Origin of the sequence: Massilia solisilvae (assembly GCF_024753215.1) — a bacterium.
GTDB classification, from domain to species: domain Bacteria; phylum Pseudomonadota; class Gammaproteobacteria; order Burkholderiales; family Burkholderiaceae_D; genus Telluria; species Telluria solisilvae.
The window spans coordinates 913,878-933,130 of sequence record NZ_JANUGV010000001.1 but is presented as its reverse complement, the minus strand read 5'-3'; the positions used below and the strand labels follow the sequence as shown (position 1 = coordinate 933,130).

Below are 19,253 nucleotides of genomic sequence, written 5' to 3'. Positions count from 1 at the left end.
CTGGAGCCCACCATGATCTCTCGAGAATGTTTTTTTGCGGCAGCGCTTGCGCTGCTGGCGGCCTGCCCGCTGGCGGCCTGGGCCGACCCGCAATACACCGTCACGTTCGTTCCGCCAGGGTTCGAGCCGGGACCGTTCGACGCCATGAACAACGCCGGGCGCGTGGTCGGCACCTACCAGGACCACGCCGCCATCTGGGACGGCAGCGGCATCCTCACCCTCAACCTGCCGCCCAGCCTGGGCCGCGGCATCAACGACCACATGGATATCAGCGGCGTCGAGCGCCGCAACGGCACCGCGTTTGCCCTCATCGGCGGCAACTTCATCGACATCCACGCCACCCTGCCCTCGCTCTACTACACATCGGACGGCTATGCCATCAACAACCGCGGCTCGGTGGCCGGCATTGCCGATCCGTTCGCGGACGAGGCGGTGCGCGGCTTCCTCTACCGCAATGGGCAATCGGAACTCGTGCCCACGCTCGGCGGCGACTTCAGCTTTGCCATCAACCTGAACAACAACGATGCGGTGGTTGGCTGGGCCAGCACCGGCCAGGGCTCGGTCAACGATCCATTCACCCACGCCATCATCTACCACGACGGCAGCTTGCAAGACCTGGGCACCCTGGGCACCGGGCAACGCAGCTTCGGGTTCGACATCAACGATTGCGGCTGGGCGGTGGGCTATTCCTTTATCCAGCCCGAGGAGCTGTCCGCTTCTGTCCACCCTTTTCTGTTCCGGGACGGCAAGATGATGGACCTGGGGACGCTCGGCGGGGACTTCGGCGAAGCCCGCGCGATCAACAACCTGGGGCTGGTCGTGGGCGACTCGCTCAATGCCGAAGGGCTGCTGACGGCATTCATCTGGAAAGGCGACAAGCTGGTGGACCTGAACACGCTTACCGCCCTGCCGGCCGGCTGGCGGCTGGAGTCGGCAATGGACATCAACGACAAGGGACAGATCCTGGGCACGGCCTGCAACGGGCCCAACCCTGAGGATTGCGCGCGGGTGCGGCTGGACCTGGTGTCCGCCGTGCCCGAGCCGTCGCCGGCCCCCATGCTGGCAGCCGGCATGGGTCTGTTGGCCTGGGGCCGCCGGCGCATGCGCCGCAGGACCGCCTGAACCGCGCCCGAAAAACAAAAAAGGCCGCGTTCGCACGCGGCCTTTGGCATTCTGGCTCCCCGACCTGGACTCGAACCAGGGACCTGCGGATTAACAGAACGATGATCCGACAAGCCTATGGGCACCAAGGCCTGCCACTTGCAGACACCTTGCAAAAACAGCCAAATACTGTATATTTATACAGCAGTCCGTGGATTTATACGAAGTGCAAAGTTGCAGGTTACAAACTTTGAGTTTCTTTAGGCAACCACTGTGGTACTGTCGGAAGATCGTTACTTTCGCCAGTCGGCAGCTAAATTATGTCACTCTGTTTTGAAGTATTAATAGATGAGACTTTCCTCAATATCAATACAACGCAGGGGTTAACTCCGATAGAGAAAAAGCATCTCTTAAGTCTGATTAATGGGTACGAGGATGGCGCATGGCGAGCAACTAATTTCCATAATTTCATCTGGGACAACATTGCTCAGACTGCATTGTCTGAACGGGAGCGGGCCAGCTTAGTAGATCGTTCGCATAGCACCCTTGTTGCTGCCGCAAGAAATCTCCGACTTACGGACAAGATTGATGACATAAGTGAAGGTAGTGAGTTAGCGGAGATTGTTCTCTATGGTGTTATGAAAAACCACTATAACGCGCTGCCGGTCGTTCCCAAAATTTTCTATAAGCAAAATACTCAAGATAATGCTAAAGGTGCGGATAGTGTTCACATCGTTATAACTGACGGCGACTTTTCGTTATGGTTTGGAGAGGCTAAATTTTATAACAGTATCGAAGATGCGCGCTTAGGGACAGTGATCGCGTCAGTCCAAAATGCTTTGGAAACCAAGAAGCTAAAGAAAGAAAACGCAATCATCACAAACATAAAAGATTTGGATCAACTTATTTCCGATAAGACGTTATTGAAGTCCATTACGAATGCGCTGGATGATCAGGAATCAATCGATAACATTGCCAACAAAATCAACATTCCAATTCTATTGATTCATGAATGTAGCATCACGAATTCGAGCAACACTTTGGATGAAAAATATCGGCAAAGCATCATTGCTTACCACCTCGATCGGGCAAATTCTTATTTCAAAAAGCAAATAGCGAAATTAAACACTATTACAAAGTACCCCAAGATCACCTTTCATTTAATTTTATTACCCGTCCCAAACAAGAAATTGATTGTCGATAAGTTTGTTGCCAATGTCGAGCATTATAAAGATCAATAATGAACAACGAAATATTCGAAAAGTGCAGCATCATCAATCGCCACATTCAAAATGGCGACGAGGCTCAAGCTAGGGATGAATTAATAAAAATTCTGGCCCAATATGAAAACGAGAGAATTCCATATGATAATCTGATTAATTATCTAATCAGGGAAACTGGTCTGTATCCGTATATGAAACTCGAAAGCGCGCGTTGGCAAGAACGCTACCTTTCGGAGAGCTTCAAGGTGGACATCGGCGCTGACTCGCCGGCCATTCTTCATAGGGAGCAAAGTTCATTGCTTCGATCACTTCTCAACGGCGAGAATTTAGCTATCAGTGCGCCAACAAGTTTCGGCAAGAGCTTTGTCATTGACTCTTTTATCGCCATCAAACGTCCGACAAACGTAGTAATTATCGTCCCTACTATTGCACTAGCAGACGAAACTCGTCGAAGGCTAAACAAGAAATTCTCTTCAGATTATAAAATAATTACTACGGCAGATATCCAGTTGGCAGAACGAAATATATTCATATTCCCTCAAGAGAGGGCAATTGGATATGTGGATAAAATCGAGATGCTTGACATTCTTATTATTGACGAGTTCTATAAAGCCAGTAAAAAATTCGATAAGGAGCGAGCACCCTCGTTAATTAAAGCCATAATGAGGCTGAGTGAGAAGGCGAAGCAGCGTTATTTCCTCGCCCCAAATATCTCCCAACTCAATAAAAATGCATTTACCAAAGGGATGCAGTTTCGAAAATTTGAGTTTAATACAGTATTTTTGGAGAAAAACGAGCTATACAAGAAAATTGGTGACGAGGCTGAAAAAAGCCGCGTTTTGTTGGACATTCTAGCGAAGACAAAAAATAAGTCACTTATCTATGCTGGAACTTATTCCAATATCGCAAAGATTTCGAATTTAATCCTGACCAGTGTCTCGCAAAAGAAAAGCTTGCTTCTCAATAATTTTGCAGAGTGGCTTTCAACTCATTATGATCCGAATTGGAATCTTACAAGTTTGGTCCGACGTGGCACTGGAATTCATAATGGGCAACTGCATCGTTCCTTGAGCCAAATCCAAGTAAAATTATTCGAAGAGCCGCATGGCCTAAAGAACGTAATATCGACGTCTTCCATTGTTGAAGGAGTTAATACCTCCGCCGAAAATGTCATAATTTGGAGCAATAAAAACGGGAAGTCCAACCTAAACGATTTCACCTATAAGAATATAATAGGTCGAAGTGGACGGATGTTTAAGCACTTCATTGGCAAAGTTTACATTCTGGAGAGCCCCCCCAAGGACGAACCGACCGTCTTGGATCTTGATCTTCCTGATGAGCTGCTTGGCACCATGGACGAGGTAAAACACGAAGAGGACCTGACGTCTGAGCAAATTCAAAAAATCATCGACTATAAGACCGAAATGAGCACCATTTTGGGTGAGACTCGCTTTTCTGAGCTCTTGGCTTCGAATGCATTTCAGTCCAGTGATTCGTTCCTTCTAAAAAAAATTGCAGTCGATATTCGCAATGACCCAACCAGTTGGAACGGTCTAGGATTCCTAAACTCTGACAATCCTGCAGACTGGGACCGTCTCCTTTATAAGGTGATCAATTTAGCCCCAGGTGGCTGGGAAGTCAGACATAGTGTCTTCGTGGATTTTATTAAGATTCTATCGAAAAATTGGACCCGGACAATTCCTCAGCTGTTAAGCGCACTTGATCGTATTGATGTGGGAATCGATTCATTCTTCAAGCTCGAACGCAATGTGGTGTTCAAATTTTCCGCACTACTGTCGGATGTGAATACATTGCAAGCAGCGATTCTGAAAAATAGAAGCTACGATGTATCGCCCTTCCTTGCAAAAATTTCATTTGCGTTCTTACCCCCGGTGGTTTATCAACTGGAAGAATACGGCTTACCACGAATGCTCAGCCGCAAAATTCAATCAACCGGACTTATCAATTTTGAGGATAACGAACTAACTGTTCACTCTGCGATTGAGATGCTGAATAATATTGGGGTTCATTCATTGAAAGGTGCCATGCAGGGCCTGCAAGATTTCGACAGCTACCTTCTTGAATATTTCTTCGATGGAATAAAAATATCGGCAAAAGCGAGGCAATAGATCTGCAAGTGACATCAGTTCGGGTCGGCCTGCCCTCGCGACCCAACCACCATCAGCGAGCTCGCAACCTGCCTGACAGTGCCACCGTGACCCATCCGTAGGGGTAGGCCATACCACTCGCGCAACTGCCTCACCACGGCCCACTATGCGCAAATAAACAGGGCTCTGAAACGCAAAAAGCCCAACCGGGTGAGGGCTGGGCTCTTGGCATACTGCTATATTCTGGCTCCCCGACCTGGACTCGAACCAGGGACCTGCGGATTAACAGTCCGTCGCTCTACCGACTGAGCTATCAGGGAATAGAGGCCGCATTATAGCGGCGCAATTTTGTTTTTGCCAGCCCCGCACACATTTTTCGCGCCGGCCGCTCGTGGTCTCCCCAGCCGTTCATTGGGCCAGCCGACGAACGCGACCATCGACGACTGCAACTCCGGCATCCCGGCCAGGAACGCCCTCCGGGTGCAGTGCCCATTGCGGTTTGCTATAGTCGCAATATTCTCCAACTTCAGCTGCATTCAACATGAGCACCCCACGCATCCTCGGCACTCCCCTCTCCCCGTCCGCAACCAAGGTCATGCTGCTCGGCTCCGGCGAGCTTGGCAAAGAAGTCATCATCGCGTTCCAGCGCCTCGGCGTTGAAGTCATCGCAGTGGACCGCTATGCCAACGCACCCGGCCACCAGGTCGCGCACCGCGCCCACGTAATCGACATGACCAACGGCGGCCAGCTCGCCGCGCTGATCGAGCAGGAGCAGCCGGACCTGGTGATCCCCGAGATCGAAGCGATCGCCACCGCCAAGCTGGCCGAGCTCGAAGGCGCCGGCAAGATCACCTGCATTCCCACCGCGCGCGCCGCCATGCTGACCATGAACCGCGAAGGCATCCGCCGCCTGGCCGCCGAAGAACTGGGCCTGGCCACCTCGCCCTACCGCTTCGCCAGCAGCCTCGAAGAGCTGACGCAGGCGTGCGCCGAGATCGGCTTTCCGTGCGTGGTCAAGCCGGTGATGTCCTCGTCCGGCAAGGGCCAGTCCAAGCTCGACAGCGCCGCGGACATCAAGCAGGCATGGGACTATGCGGCATCGGGCAGCCGTGTCGATGCGGGCCGCGTGATCGTGGAAGGCTTCATCGACTTCGATTACGAAATCACCCTGCTGACGGTGCGCGCGATCGGCGCCGACGGCCAGGTCGAGACCCGCTTCTGCGAGCCGATCGGCCACCTGCAGGAGCGCGGCGACTACATCGAATCGTGGCAGCCGCACCCGATGAACCCCGTTGCGCTGGAGCGTTCGCGCGAGATCGCGGGCAAAGTCACGGGCAACCTGGACGGCCTGGGCGTGTTCGGCGTGGAGCTCTTCGTCAAGGGCGACATGGTGTGGTTCTCGGAAGTAAGCCCGCGCCCGCATGACACCGGCATGGTGACAATGGCCAGCCAGGTGCAGAGCGAGTTCGAGCTGCACGCCAAAGCGGTGCTTGGGCTGCCGGTGAATACCGCGCTGCGCTGCCCGGGCGCCTCCGCCGTGATCTACGGCCGCCTGGACGAGAAAGGCATCGCGTTCGAAGGCGTGGCCGAGGCGCTGCGCGTGCCCGGCGCCGACATTCGCCTGTTCGGCAAGCCGGAGTCCTTTGCGCGCCGCCGCATGGGCGTGGCGCTGGCGACGGCCGAAAACGCGGAGATCGCGCGCGAACGCGCACGGGAGGCGGCAAGCAAGGTCAAGCCGGTCAGCGGCAAGGCCTGACGCCTTCAAGCGTACGGTGGGCTCTGGCGTCCGCCGTGCGCAACCGCACAAACGAAAAAAGGAGTTTCGATCGCTCGAAACTCCTTTTTGTCTGGCTCCCCGACCTGGACTCGAACCAGGGACCTGCGGATTAACAGTCCGTCGCTCTACCGACTGAGCTATCAGGGAATAAACTCTTACAACTACATTAAGAAACCCACGAATAACCGTGGCTTTCCAGAAATTCTGGCTCCCCGACCTGGACTCGAACCAGGGACCTGCGGATTAACAGTCCGTCGCTCTACCGACTGAGCTATCAGGGATCACTAAGTCTTCCGGGATGTCGCCATACCGGAAGAGCCAAGAGTTTAGAGCACTTTGGCGATTGCGTCAACGACCCGGTCGATATTCTTCGAGTTCAGCGCGGCCACGCAGATGCGGCCGGTGTCCACGGCATAGATCGACTCGGCGCGCAGCTTGGCCACCTGTTCCTTGGTCAGGCCCGAGTACGAGAACATACCGACCTGCTTGCGCACGAAATCAAAGTCGTGGCCGGGCGCCTTGGCCTTGAGTTTTTCGACCAGCGCATCGCGCATCTGCTTGATGCGAACGCGCATGTGGGCCAGTTCGTCTTCCCACAGCTGGCGCAGTTCCGGGGTGGACAGCACGGTCGCCACCACCTTGCCGCCATGGACCGGCGGGTTAGAGTAGTTGGTACGCACCACGCGCTTCAGCTGCGACAGCAGGCGTGCCGCCTCTTCCGCGCTCGATGCCACCACCGACAGCGCGCCCACACGCTCGCCGTACAGCGAGAACGATTTGGAGAACGAGTTCGACACCAGCAGCGGGCCGCCGGCCTGCACAAAGCGGCCGACGACGGCGCCGTCTTCAGCGATGCCCGAGCCGAAGCCCTGGTAGGCCATGTCGAGGAACGGAATCAGGCCGCCGGCCTTGACTGCCTCGATCACGGCGCCCCACTGCTCTTGCGTGAGGTCGGCGCCGGTCGGGTTATGGCAGCAGGCGTGCAGCACCACGATCGAGCCTTGCGGCATCGACTTGAGCGAGGCCAGCATGCCTTCGAAGTTGACGCCGTGGGTGGCCGGGTCGTAGTAGGTGTAGTGGTTGACCACGAAGCCGGCGCTTTCGAACAGCGCGCGGTGGTTTTCCCAGCTCGGGTCGCTGATGTACACCTGCGAATCAGGCGCAAAACGCTTGAGGAAGTCGGCGCCGATCTTCAGGCCGCCGGTGCCGCCGAGGGCTTGCACGGTCACGGCACGCTTCTCTTGAATTACCGGGCTGTCGGCCCCAAATACGAGCTCCTGAACAGCCTTGTCGTACTGCGCCAGGCCTTCGATCGGCAGATAGGTGCGCGGTGCTTGCTGTTCCATCAATTTGGATTCCGCTTTCTGCACGCATTCGAGCAACGGCACCTTGCCGTTGTCGTCGTAATACACACCCACACCCAGGTTGATCTTGGCGGGGTTGGTGTCTGCGTTGAACGCTTCAGTGATACCCAGGATAGGGTCGCGGGGTGCCATGTCGATGGCGCCGAAAAGGCTGGCAGGGGCGGTGGAATTCATCGTGTTAAACTTGGTCGTTGGCTGGGGTTTGCAGCGGTTGTATAGACAGCAGCTCCTGCATGTTGCAGTGCCGCAGTCGGACTACCATTCTAGCAAAGGTCTGAAAGCATGGCAGGCAAGGCAGATTTATCCGTTGCAAACGCACCGGCTCCGAACGTCATCACATTCCCGAATTCGCCCTTCAAACTGCACCAGCCGTTTCCGCCTGCAGGCGACCAGCCGACCGCAATCGCGGGCCTGGTGGAAGGCATCGACGACGGCCTGATGTACCAGACGCTGCTCGGCGTGACCGGCTCGGGCAAGACCTACACGATGGCCAACGTGATCGCGCGTTGCGGTCGGCCCGCGATCGTGTTCGCGCCCAACAAAACGCTGGCGGCACAGCTTTATGCGGAGTTCCGCGAGTTCTTCCCCGAAAACGCGGTCGAGTACTTCGTCAGCTACTATGACTACTACCAGCCCGAAGCCTACGTGCCGCAGCGCGACCTGTTCATCGAAAAGGACTCGTCGATCAACGAGCACATCGAGCAGATGCGCCTGTCGTGCACCAAGTCGCTGATGGAGCGGCGCGATGTGGTGATCGTGGCCACCGTGTCCGCGATCTACGGTATCGGTAACCCGAACGAATACCACAAGATGATCCTGACGCTGCGCGCCAAGGACAAGGTGGCGCAGCGCGACGTGATCGCGCGCCTGATCCAGATGCAGTACACGCGCAACGAGATGGACTTCGGCCGCGGCACCTTCCGCGTGCGCGGCGACACGATCGACATCTTCCCTGCCGAGCATGCGGAACTGGCCATCCGCGTCGAGATGTTCGACGACGAGATCGAGTCGCTGCAGCTGTTCGACCCGCTGACCGGCCGCGTGAAGCAGAAGATCCCGCGCTTTACCGTGTACCCGGGCTCGCACTACGTCACGCCGCGTTCGACCGTGCTGCGCGCGGTGGACTCGATCAAGGCCGAGCTGCGCGACCGCCTCGAGTTCTTCCACAAGGAAGGCAAGCTGCTGGAAGCGCAGCGGCTGGAACAGCGCACGCGCTTTGACCTGGAAATGCTGGCCGAAGTGGGCTTCACCAAGGGCATCGAGAACTACTCGCGGCATCTGTCCGGCTCGATGCCGGGCGAGCCGCCGCCCACGCTGGTGGACTACCTGCCGAAGGACGCGCTGATGTTCATGGACGAATCGCACGTGCTGATCGGCCAGCTCAACGCGATGTACAACGGCGACCGCTCGCGCAAGGTGAACCTGGTCGATTACGGCTTCCGCCTGCCGTCCGCGCTCGACAACCGCCCGCTCAAGTTCCAGGAATTCGAAAGCAAGATGCGGCAGACGGTGTTCGTCTCCGCCACGCCGGCGGACTACGAACGCGAGCACGCCGACAACGTGGTCGAGCAGGTGGTGCGCCCGACCGGGCTGGTGGACCCGAAGATCATCGTGCGCCCTGCCCTGTCGCAGGTCGATGACCTGATGAGCGAGATCAGCGACCGCATCGCCAAGGACGAGCGCGTGCTGGTGACCACGCTGACCAAGCGCATGGCCGAGCAGCTGACCGAGTACCTGTCCGACCACGGCATCAAGGTGCGTTACCTGCACAGCGATATCGATACGGTGGAGCGGGTGGAGATCCTGCGCGACCTGCGGCTTGGCACCTTTCACGTCCTGGTCGGCATCAACCTGCTGCGCGAGGGCCTGGACCTGCCGGAAGTGTCGCTGGTGGCGGTGCTGGACGCGGACAAGGAAGGCTTCCTGCGTTCCGAGCGTTCGCTGATCCAGACCGTCGGCCGCGCGGCGCGTAACCTGAACGGCGTGGCGATCCTGTATGCGGACACGATCACCGATTCGATGAAGCGCGCGATCGACGAGACCGAGCGCCGCCGCGCCAAGCAGATCGCGTTCAACGAGGAGCATGGCATCACGCCGAAAGGTGTGCAGAAGAAGATCAAGGAAATGATCGACGGGGTGTACAGCGCCGCTGCCGCCAAACAGCGACTTGCGCTGGGAGCCGAGGAGACCGCCAAGGTCGAGGCGATGAGCGAGAAGCAGGTCAGCAAGGAAATCAAGCGGCTCGAAAAGCTCATGGTCGAACACGCGAAGAACCTGGAGTTCGAAAAGGCGGCGCAGGTGCGCGACCAGCTGCACGTCCTCAAGCAGCAGGCGTTCGGTGCGCCGGGGGCGGACAACGTCGTGTCGATGCTCGGCAAATGACCGTAGAGTGGGCAGGTTTCCTGCCCACGCGTTCAACGCACGCCGACGCGGCCGTGCGATCGGCGGTTGAACGCGTGGGCGGGAGACCCGCCCACCCTACCGGCAGGCTTCGAACGTCAGGAACTGCGGCCCGCTGGGCAGCTTGTCCGGCACCAGCTTGCACATCTCGCCCGGCCTCACGCGTTCGTCCAGCAGCCCGTAGCGCAGAAAGTTGACCAGGTCCGCAAACTCCGCTTCTGTCAGCCTCAGCGCCTTGCTCATCTGCGGATCAAGCGTCGCGCTCACCGTGTCGACCGGCGCGGTGCGGCCGACCAGATCAGGCGCCACGCCTGCCTTTGCCGCATCGTAGTTCTTCAGCGATGCGAGCACGTCCAGGTGATGCCGCACCGCGTCCTCCAGCTTCACGAATGCCCCGTTGTGGAAGAACGCCGGCTGCGCCGCAAGGTTACGCAGCGGCGAAGTGCGGAACTTGTAGCGGTCCCCGATCTCACCCGTCACCTGCTCCAGCCCGAAGTCTTCGTTCTCACCAGGCCCGTCGAAGATGGTGTTGCCTTTGGCTGGGCCGAACGCTGGCGCGATCTGCGGCACGCCGATGTTGTGCATCCTGAAGTCGCTGAACATCTCGTTGGATGCGCCCCTCACCGCGTGGCACGAAACGCAGTTGGCCTTGCCGAAGAAAAGCAGCGCGCCATGCTTTTGCGAGGCCGTCATCGCACCCGCGTCCCCGCGCGCAAAGCGGTCCAGCGGCGCGTTGGCGCGCACCAGCGTGAACTCGAATTCTGCAATCGCCTTGGCGAACATGTCGATGTCCACCGCCCCGCCTTCCCTGACCTGGCCAAACACCTCGGCGAACTTGCGCACATAATCGGGCACCGCGTTCAGGCGCTGGACCACGACCTCCCGGATCGCCTCGTTGCGCGATCCGCTCGCGTCCAGCCCCGGCACGCGCATGCCCATGCCATCGTCGAACACCTGCAGGCGCGGGTCGATCCCGTCCAGTACACCGGTAAAGCCGGCCGCTTCGTTCAGCTCCGTTGGCGGCATGTGCGCCTGTGCGACCAGCAGGTGCGGGTACCGCGGATTGTTCGGGCCAAATTTGCTAACACCCTCCGGCAGCGGGAACTGAAAGCCGAGCGCATTGTTGAACGGGTCACCCGACAATGCCGCAAAGCGTCCGTTCCACATGAGCCTGGGATAGAACGCCGCATTGACCACCGTCGGCGTGCGCCGCTGGTTGCGCGGGCCAAGCCGGTGCGGCCCGACCAGCAGGTTGCTCTGGATGCCGATCGCCATCGGCTGCGAGTCGCCAAAGCCATTGGTTGGCGCGTGGCAGCCGGCGCAGGTGTTGTCATTGTGCAGATTCGAGATCCGGTCGAAGAACAACAGCCTGCCCACATCGGCCAGTCTGGGATCGAGCTTGCGGCCAAGGCGCCGCTCCAGGCTCTGTTCCACCCTGCCGGTAAAGCCCTGCTCGTACAGCACGGCAGAGAGCTTTTGATCGATCAGTTCTCCGGCGGCCGGTTGTGAGGTTCCCCCATCCGGCCCACCGCAGCCGGCAAGCAGCACCGCGAGCCATGTCCACATGAAGGCGAGCCGGCGGCGATCGCGTGGCGCCTCTTTTTGCATGTCGTTCTCCCTGTTTTGCGCTCTTTGTTGCCATACAGGAAGAATCTATAGTTGTTCACGAAGAAAAAAAAAGACGACCCGTCAAAGGTCGTCTCTTTTGCAGGCGAGGCAGATCAAGCAACGCGCCGGCGCGAGCGCAACAACAGCACCGCACCCAGGCCCAGCAGCGCCAGGCTGCCCGGTTCCGGCACGAAGGTGATGCCCTCGCCTGCGGCCGCGCCAAGGTAGCCCTTGTAGCTGCTCAGCAAGATGCCGCCAAAATAGGTGCCGAAGGTGCCCGGCGTCTGGCCGCTGAAAGTGCCGCTGAAGGTGTTGTTCGCGGCCAGCATCAGCTCGCCGTACATGTTGACGAACGACGGACCGCCCGAGTCGCCGCCGCCGATACCGGACTCGCGGTTGTTCGGCAGCACCGGGCTGCATGCGTGGAACAAGGTGCAGAAGGTGTCCTTGCCGTTGCCGTCGAAGTCAGCGTACCAGACTTCGTTGGCGCCGCCCCAGCCCTGCTCGTCGTTGCCATCGAACAGGTCCACATAGTTTTCACCGCTGCGCTTGACGTGAAAGCTGGGGTTCACGTAATACCCGTTCATGCCATCACCCGAAGTACCGTAGCCGGCCATGGTGATGTGCGTGCCGCCATTGAGCGGGTTGGCGGCGATCTTGTAGCTGCGCGCCGAGGCGGGCGCGTCCTGGGCCAGCGTGATGACGGAGATGTCATCGTTCACGCAGAACGAGTTGATGCCCGGCGGGCAATAGCCGAAGCCCTGGTAGTTCGGGTTCATGTTCACGCTGGAGGCGTTGATGATGGCGGTGTACTTGTCGCCGGTATTGTTGAATACCACGCGCACCGCGTTGTTCGGCTTGCTCAGGTCGATCACCTTACCGTGCCCGTCGGTGTCCACGCAGTGGCCGGCCGAGACCACGGTGCGCTTGCCTACCAGCGCGCCGGAGCAGATGTACGACAGTTGCTTGCCACTGGCGTCCGGGTACACGATATTAATGCTGACCACGCCCGAGAACGCGGACGAGGCCGTATTCGCGTCCACGTGCGCGGACGGCGAATCGGGCAGCGCGCCCGAGGTGATCAGCGGGGTGAAGTTGCCGTTCTCAATCGTCGAAGCCTGGGCCGCCAGTGCCAGAGCGAACAGGGCACTTGCGGCGACTGCATTACCCATCATTTTTTTGAAGTGGAAATTCAAGGTTTGCATTTTTTTTCCTTGTCATTGGTGAGCGTTTCCCGGCGTGATGAGCGCATCTGCCGTACGCGGAACTGACTTAAAGCACAAGCTGTGCCAATAGGAAAAAGATGCTTCCTTTCAATGAGTTAGCCAGCTAACACAAGGCATTAAAAGTGCCGAGTGTAAATTTTCCCGACACCAAAACTCAGCGTTTGAACATGCGCGGGTCGAAGCTGAAGGGGCGCACCACCTCGAGCCGCACGCGATCGTAGGCAGGATGCAGTGGGTTGATGACGAGATTGGTTCCCTCGTGCACGATGACAGAGGGCACGCGCATGTACAGATGGGAGGCGGACTGCAGGAAGTGGGTGCCGAACTCGGCTGCGAGTGGGGAATTGGGTAGCGTGTTCCAGCCCGGTGGAAGTTTGTGGACCGGCACGTCCAGGCCGAACGAGGGATCGTCGGACAGGTCGATGGCAACCAGGACCAGGTTCTGCTCGCCTTCGTCCGCGTGGACGAACTTTTCGAGCACGCCCAGCTCGGCAGTGGTGGCCGCGTACAGCGCCGGGACGCCAGGACGGTGCCAGTGCCCCCCGCTTTCCTACGCGCCCTTGCAGGAACGATCGAGCGCCGCTTCTTCTATCGCAATACGCCAGCTCCTCATCCTTGGAACAATCCTCCGCTGCGCTCACTCGGGTAGGCCGAGGATACACCCGAGGCTGCGCATGCCCGCGCACGGATGCCGGGATGGCGGCCCGCCCCACTGGTCGTTTCAACATTGCATCTTCAGTTTCTGTCGCGTAGCATCGCACCCATTGCCGCGGGGACCCGCGCGGCCCCCCCATATTGACAAGGGAGACAAATGAAACCTGAAACATTGCCATCGCGCACTGTCTCGCCGACCCGCTCGTTCATGACGCTCGTGCTGATCGAGCTGTGGGAACGCTTCGGCTACTACGGCATGCAGGCGCTGATCGTGTATTACATGGTGCAGCGCCTCGGCTTCAACGACGAGCGCGCCAACCTGGTCTGGAGCGCGGCGGCGGCGCTGATCTACGTGGCGCCGGCGATTGGCGGCTGGATTGGCGACAAGGTGCTGGGCACCAAGCGCACCGCCGTGCTCGGCGCGATGATCCTGACCGTTGGCTATGCGCTGATGGCGGTGCCGACCGAGAACACCTGGTTCCTGTTCTGCGCGCTGGGCGTGGTGGTGGTCGGCAACGGCCTGTTCAAACCAAACAACGCCAACCTGGTGCGCAAGAACTACGAAGGCGACGACTCGAAGATCGACAGCGCGTTCACGATCTACTACATGTCGGTGAACGTCGGCTCGACCTTCTCGATGCTGGCCACGCCGTGGATCAAGGACTACGTGAACGCCACCTATGGCGGCGAGCTCGGCTGGCACGTCGCATTCGCGGTCTGTAGCGTGGGCCTGGTGCTGGGCCTGTTCAATGTGGCGCTGATGCGCCATACGATCCATCATCTCGGCTCGCCGCCGGACCGCGCGCCGCTGGACTATGGCAAGCTGGCGATGGTGCTCGGCGGGGGCGTGATCGTGGCCGGCGCCTCGGCGGTGATCCTCGAATACCAGGCGCTGGCGCGCGCGTTCGTGTACATCGCCGGCATCGTGGTGCTGGGCATCTTCGTCCACCTGATCCGCAAGAGCGCCGCCAGCGAGCGCTCGGGCCTGATCGCGGCGCTGGTGCTGACGCTGCAGACCGTGTTCTTCTTCATCTTCTACCAGCAGATGTCCACCTCGCTGTCGCTGTTCGCGCTGCGTAACGTGGACCTGGACTTCTCGCTGTTCGGCATGCACCTGTTCGACTGGTCGCCGGCGCAATTCCAGGCCCTGAACGCGATCTGGATCATGGTGCTCTCGCCGGTGCTGGCATGGATTTACACCAGGGCCGGCAAGAGCGGCAAGGACTTGTCGATCGCGGCCAAGTTCGCGCTCGGCTTTTCGGTGGTGGCGGTCGGCTTCTTCATCTACGGTGTGGCGGGCCAGTTCGCCGTGGGCGGCAAGACTTCGTCGTGGATCATGATCTGGGGTTACGGCTTCTATTCGCTGGGCGAGCTGCTGGTGTCCGGCCTGGGCCTGGCGATGATCGCGCGCTACGTGCCGGAGCGCATGAGCGGCTTCATGATGGGCGCTTATTACGTCGGCACCGGCATTTCGCAGTACCTGGGCGGCGTGGTGGCCAACTACGCGAGCGTGCCGCAGAACCTGGTGGACCCGGTGCAGACGCTGCCGATCTACACCAGCCTGTTCAACAAGCTGGGCATGGGCGCGGTGGCCTGCACCCTGCTCGCGCTGGCCGTGCTGCCGCTGCTGCGCAAGCTGACTGCGGTGCACCAGTCGCACAGCTAGGCCGATGATCCTCGAGACCGCCCGCCTGCGGCTGGTGCCGATGCTTGAGGACCACCTCGACGGCCTGTCGGCGATGAACAGCGATCCGGCCGTCATGCGTTTCATCACGGGCGCGCCGGAAAGCCGCGAGGCCACGCTCGCCATGATCGGCCGCGTCAGGCAGCGCTGGGCGGACTGGGGCTTTTCGTGGTGGTCGCTGTTCGAGAAGGACAGCGGCCAGATCATCGGCGCCGGCGGGGTGCAATACCTCGGCTTTAATCCCGCCAATCCCCACGAAATCGGCTGGCGCCTGCGGGCCGACAAGTGGGGCCAGGGCTACGCCTCGGAAGCGGCGCGCTGCATGACCCGGTTCGCGTTCGAGCAGCTGCAAGCGCCGCTGCTGTGCGCGATCTGCCATCCGGACAACCGCAATTCTTCGCGCCTGATGGAACGGCTGGGCATGCGCTACCGCGGCCAGCAGGAATGGCACGGCATGCCCACTTCCGTGTACGACATTGCGCGCGACACCTGGTTGCGCGAGAACGCTCCCGCCGGCCCCTGAGCGGCCATTCTCTTCCCGTCCTCAGGTCGGCTGGTGGCGCTGCTCGCCGCCCGCAAGGCCCGGTGGCATGCCGACCGGCCTGCCACCCGCCGCTACCCCGGCGGCCGCCGCTGCCCCAGAAGCCGGGCGTACCGCCGCGGCGGTCACTTCGGTCCAGGTGCCAAGCACGGCATGCGCCACCGCCAGCAAGGTCGGCCCGACGAACACGCCGAGCAGCCCGAACGCGCCGGCGCCGCCAATGACGCCCAGCAGGATCAGGATGAACGGGATGTGGCTGCTCCTGCCGATGATCACCGGCTTGAGCACGTTGTCCACGCCGATCCCCACCACCAGCGACCAGCCCACCAGGAATGCGGCCCAGCCCGGTTCACCCTGCTGGACCAGCCAGATTGCACCCGGCACCACCACCAGTAGCGGACCGCCGGGCAGGATCGCCAGCACGAAGGTCACCAGGCCCAGCAGCGCCGGCGATGGCAGGCCGGCGAGCCAGTAGCCAACGGCGCACAGCACAGCTTGCACCAGCGCAGTGCCCAGGATGCCGTACACCACACCCTTGACGGTGGAGCCGATCAGCCCGAGCAGCACCGGCGCGCGGGCGCCGGCAATGCGCGCCATGACCACGCCCAGCGCGGTGCCGATCGCCTCGCCGCTCAGGTAGAAGAAGATCGCGAACAGCACGCTTACGAGCATCAGGCCCAGGCCCGACAGGATCGACAGCGTGGCGCCGAGCGCGCCGCGCAGCACCGGGCCGGACAGCTCGCGCAGGCGCGCGATCATTTCCGGGTTGCGCGCGGCAATGCCCTCCCATGTGTGCTCCAGCCGCGGGCCGACGACCGGAATCTGGCTCAGCCAGTCGGGCAGCGGCGGCACGCCGGCGGCGAGGCGCTCCCTGGCCAGCGCAACCAGTTGCGGCACCCTGGCCGAAAACGACAATCCGGCATAGAACAGCGGCACGATCACGAGCAACAGGATCAGGAGCCCGACCAGCAGCGCGGCCAGCACCCGGTGGCCATGCAGCGCGCGCGCCAGGCGCTGGAACGGCTGCCAGGTGCAATAGGCGAGGATCGCGCCCCACAGCAAGGCCGTCATGAACGGCGCGATCACGATCAGCGCGCCACCGGCCAGCACCAGCACGGCCACCACGCCTACCACTTGTTCCATCAGTCGGTCGAATTTCACGGGACCTCCTCGGTTCGCATTGATGAGCCGCCAAGGGCCGCGCACGCACACCCGCGGCCGCCGCGGCGAACCGCGACGCAGGAGCGATTGTCATGCCCTGCCCCATGCCGTCAAATTGGACCAAAGCCCAAGGCCGGCGCCCATCATGGCAAACCGAGGAAGAGGTACACGCTGTGTCGCCCGCCCTTGGCCTGGCCGTAGCCGAAATACAGCGGGCCCAGCGGTGTGTCGCCGCCAAGATAGAACGAGACGGCCTGTTGCCAGCCCTCGAGATGGGTTTCGGTGAAGCGCTCGCGGGCGCGCCCGAACTCGAGCGAGACGCCGGCGCGCAGGTCGCCCGACAGGCCGAGCGGCATGCGGCCGATGATGCGCTCGCCACGCACGCTGAAGAAGCGGATATCGCCCGCCAGGATCTGGTTGCGCGTGTAGCCGGACAAGGTGAGGAAGCCGCCGAGCCCGCCCGCGTCGCCAAGCGGCAGGCGGCCGTCAAAGCGCTTGAAATAGTAGTAGCGCGCGTTGACCACGTACGGGTCCCATGAATGGATGGCGCGCAGGTCCACCCCCAAACGGCTGTAGCCCAGACCCGGACTGCGGAAATAATTGGCGCTGGCGAACCAGCCCCGGGACGGAAAAAACACCCGGTCGGTCTGGTCCAGGTCGAGCAGCGCGTTATAGCCGCGCAGCGTGACCTTGCCGGTGGGGAGCGTGGGCGGGCCGGTCTCGATCGAGGTGTCGAGCTTGCGATACAGCCAGCCCAGGCGGGCCTGTCCGTACACGCCGAGGTTGATCCCGGCGTTCAGGAACACGTTTTTCTGGCGCAGGATGTATTCGGCGATGCGCTGGTCGTCCTGGTACACGCGCAGGCGGTCGCGCGACACCCCCGCGCCCGGCTCGACGAAGAAGCGCTGGCGCGGGTCGAGCGGCTGGTAGAACTCGGTGAACAGGTTGGAACGCTCGCCCAACTGGGCGCCAGAGAGCCACTCGGCCCCGTACGAGTTGATCCACTTGCGGTGGTAGGCGCCGCGCACCGCGAAGTCGTTCTGCTTGTCGCCCGCCTCCACGCTCACGCCAAAGCGCAGGTAGTCGGGGCCCCAGCTCTTTTCGACCGGGTTGATGAGCAGCGTGTTGCGATCGGGCGCGACCTGCATCAGGTAGTCCACGCTTTCAAAGTCGCCGTCGCCGTAGATGCGCGCCAGGTCGCGCTCGAGCACCTTGGTGTCGAGCTGCTGACCGGGGCGGATCTCGATGTGCCGGGCGACGTTTTCCGGATTCACGTACGCAAGCGGGGCGATGCGGACGTCGTCCACGCGCGGCAACGGCGCCAGCGGCCCACGCAGCCGGGCTGTCCATGCCGCGTAATCCTGCACGGGCACCGCGTACTGGCGCAGCTTGTCCGCCGCCGCCAGCGCCGCCGCACGGCCCCGCGCAGCCCCTTCGCGGAACTTGGTGAAGTCGGCCGCCGTGATGCCTTCCAGGTTGGGTTTGATGTACACGTCGCGCGGGCCGACGAGCTTGAGCGAGGCCACCGAGTTCTGCTGGGCCAGCACGTTGATCATCTGGCCGGTGACGGAGGCGATCGAATCCACGTCCTCGGGCCGGGACAGCGGCGAACCGACGTCCACGGCAATGACGACTTCGGCGTTGCAGCGCGCCCTCACCTCGTCCACCGGCAGGTTGTCCACCAGGCCGCCGTCCACGAGCTTCATGCCGCGGTACGGCACCGGCGACAGCAGCGCAGGCACCGACATGCTGGCGCGCATGGCCTCGGACAACTGGCCGTCGCGAAACACGACCTTGTTGCCGGTGCCAATGTCGGTGGCCAGGATCGACAGCGGCAGCGCCAGGTTTTCGATCTTGCGTTCGCCGCGGTCGGACCCGACCAGCGTATTGAAGAACAGCTTGATCTTCTGGCCGCCCACCACCCCGTGCGCCATGCGCAGGCCACGGTCGGTGACGCCGAACTCCAGGCCCGGATAATACGTTTCCGCCAGGCGGCGTTCGCGGTAATTGGTCTCCATTTGCGACGGGTTGTCGTCAAACAGGTCGTGCCAGTCGACCTGGCCCAGCCGCACCAGCATTTCCTGCGACGTGAGACCGCTGGCGTAGGCCCCGGACACCAGCGCGCCCATGCTGGTGCCGGCCACGCAGTCCACCGGCACGCGCAGCTGGTCCAGCACCTCCAGCACGCCGATGTGGGCGGTGCCGCGCGCGCCGCCGCCGCCCAGCACGAGGCCGATGCGCGGACGCGAAGGCGCTTGCGCCTGCGCCGCGCATGGCAGCAGGCACGCGGCGAGCAGCAGGACCACCAGCTTGTACAGGGGCGTGGGCATGGACGCGGGCGCAAGGATCGACCGCGCTAATGTACCGGCCGCCGGGTGGCGCACGGTTGCGTCCGCGCGCGCGGAT

12 protein-coding genes, 4 tRNA genes and 1 pseudogene are annotated in these 19,253 nt (G+C 60.9%); 7 read left to right on the top strand and 10 right to left on the bottom strand.

Features of this window, described 5'->3' with window-relative positions; genetic code table 11:
* Positions 1 to 12: 12 nt before the first annotated feature.
* Entirely contained in the window at positions 13 to 1,122 is a 1,110-nt protein-coding gene (locus tag NX773_RS04135; RefSeq protein WP_258855087.1) for a hypothetical protein, read from the top strand.
* A gap of 52 nt (positions 1,123 to 1,174) precedes the next feature.
* Here NX773_RS04135 and NX773_RS04130 read toward each other — a convergent pair.
* Positions 1,175 to 1,244: transfer RNA gene (locus NX773_RS04130), tRNA-Asn, on the bottom strand.
* Between the two features lie 177 nt (positions 1,245 to 1,421).
* Here NX773_RS04130 and NX773_RS04125 point away from each other — a divergent pair.
* Positions 1,422 to 2,342 carry a HamA C-terminal domain-containing protein gene (locus tag NX773_RS04125; RefSeq protein ID WP_258855086.1) on the top strand — a complete coding sequence of 307 codons (921 nt, stop codon included), beginning with the start codon at positions 1,422 to 1,424 and terminating at the stop codon, positions 2,340 to 2,342.
* Positions 2,342 to 4,453: a DEAD/DEAH box helicase gene (locus NX773_RS04120; protein WP_258855085.1), complete on the top strand. Its 2,112-nt coding sequence runs from the start codon at positions 2,342 to 2,344 to the stop codon at positions 4,451 to 4,453. The genes NX773_RS04125 and NX773_RS04120 overlap by 1 nt, the downstream gene beginning before the upstream one ends.
* A gap of 223 nt (positions 4,454 to 4,676) precedes the next feature.
* Here the strand turns inward: NX773_RS04120 and NX773_RS04115 are convergent.
* A tRNA-Asn gene (locus NX773_RS04115) sits at positions 4,677 to 4,752 on the bottom strand.
* 221 nt (positions 4,753 to 4,973) lie between these two features.
* Here NX773_RS04115 and purT point away from each other — a divergent pair.
* Positions 4,974 to 6,188 carry a formate-dependent phosphoribosylglycinamide formyltransferase gene (gene purT / locus NX773_RS04110; protein WP_258855084.1) on the top strand — a complete coding sequence of 405 codons (1,215 nt, stop codon included), beginning with the start codon at positions 4,974 to 4,976 and terminating at the stop codon, positions 6,186 to 6,188.
* 92 nt (positions 6,189 to 6,280) lie between these two features.
* On the opposite strand, the gene NX773_RS04105 is transcribed toward purT, so the two are convergent.
* The 3 genes from NX773_RS04105 to NX773_RS04095 all read right to left on the bottom strand — a co-directional run bounded on the left by NX773_RS04105 (position 6,281) and on the right by NX773_RS04095 (position 7,747).
* Positions 6,281 to 6,356 (bottom strand) — tRNA-Asn (locus NX773_RS04105).
* 58 nt (positions 6,357 to 6,414) lie between these two features.
* A tRNA-Asn gene (locus NX773_RS04100) sits at positions 6,415 to 6,490 on the bottom strand.
* Between the two features lie 45 nt (positions 6,491 to 6,535).
* Complete coding sequence (locus tag NX773_RS04095) at positions 6,536 to 7,747, bottom strand: amino acid aminotransferase (protein ID WP_258855083.1); 1,212 nt, start codon at positions 7,745 to 7,747, stop codon at positions 6,536 to 6,538.
* Between the two features lie 108 nt (positions 7,748 to 7,855).
* Here NX773_RS04095 and uvrB point away from each other — a divergent pair, with 108 nt between their 5' ends.
* Positions 7,856 to 9,955 (top strand): excinuclease ABC subunit UvrB, encoded by a 2,100-nt coding sequence (uvrB, locus tag NX773_RS04090; RefSeq protein ID WP_258855082.1) that lies wholly within the window; start codon positions 7,856 to 7,858, stop codon positions 9,953 to 9,955.
* A 96-nt stretch (positions 9,956 to 10,051) separates the two neighbouring features.
* Here uvrB and NX773_RS04085 read toward each other — a convergent pair whose 3' ends face one another.
* The 3 genes and pseudogenes from NX773_RS04085 to NX773_RS04075 all read right to left on the bottom strand — a co-directional run.
* Entirely contained in the window at positions 10,052 to 11,581 is a 1,530-nt protein-coding gene (locus NX773_RS04085) for a cytochrome-c peroxidase (protein WP_258855081.1), read from the bottom strand.
* Between the two features lie 113 nt (positions 11,582 to 11,694).
* The gene (locus NX773_RS04080) at positions 11,695 to 12,786 is read right to left on the bottom strand and encodes a trypsin-like serine peptidase (protein ID WP_258855080.1); all 1,092 of its coding nucleotides are present in this window, start codon (positions 12,784 to 12,786) and stop codon (positions 11,695 to 11,697) included.
* A gap of 175 nt (positions 12,787 to 12,961) precedes the next feature.
* Positions 12,962 to 13,342 (bottom strand): annotated as a pseudogene (locus NX773_RS04075) (RES family NAD+ phosphorylase); the annotation flags it as partial.
* A gap of 276 nt (positions 13,343 to 13,618) precedes the next feature.
* Between NX773_RS04075 and NX773_RS04070 the strand changes: the two are divergent.
* Positions 13,619 to 15,127: a peptide MFS transporter gene (locus NX773_RS04070; RefSeq protein WP_258855079.1), complete on the top strand. Its 1,509-nt coding sequence runs from the start codon at positions 13,619 to 13,621 to the stop codon at positions 15,125 to 15,127.
* A gap of 4 nt (positions 15,128 to 15,131) precedes the next feature.
* A complete protein-coding gene (locus NX773_RS04065) occupies positions 15,132 to 15,668 on the top strand; it encodes a GNAT family N-acetyltransferase (RefSeq protein ID WP_258855078.1) in 537 nt (178 codons plus the stop codon).
* A 21-nt stretch (positions 15,669 to 15,689) separates the two neighbouring features.
* Here the strand turns inward: NX773_RS04065 and NX773_RS04060 are convergent, their stop codons facing one another.
* Both NX773_RS04060 and NX773_RS04055 read right to left on the bottom strand, forming a co-directional pair.
* Positions 15,690 to 16,847 carry an AI-2E family transporter gene (locus tag NX773_RS04060; RefSeq protein ID WP_258855077.1) on the bottom strand — a complete coding sequence of 386 codons (1,158 nt, stop codon included), beginning with the start codon at positions 16,845 to 16,847 and terminating at the stop codon, positions 15,690 to 15,692.
* 143 nt (positions 16,848 to 16,990) lie between these two features.
* Positions 16,991 to 19,177, bottom strand: a complete 2,187-nt coding sequence (locus NX773_RS04055; RefSeq protein WP_258855076.1) for a patatin-like phospholipase family protein — start codon at positions 19,175 to 19,177, stop codon at positions 16,991 to 16,993.
* Between the last annotated feature and the right edge of the window lie 76 nt (positions 19,178 to 19,253).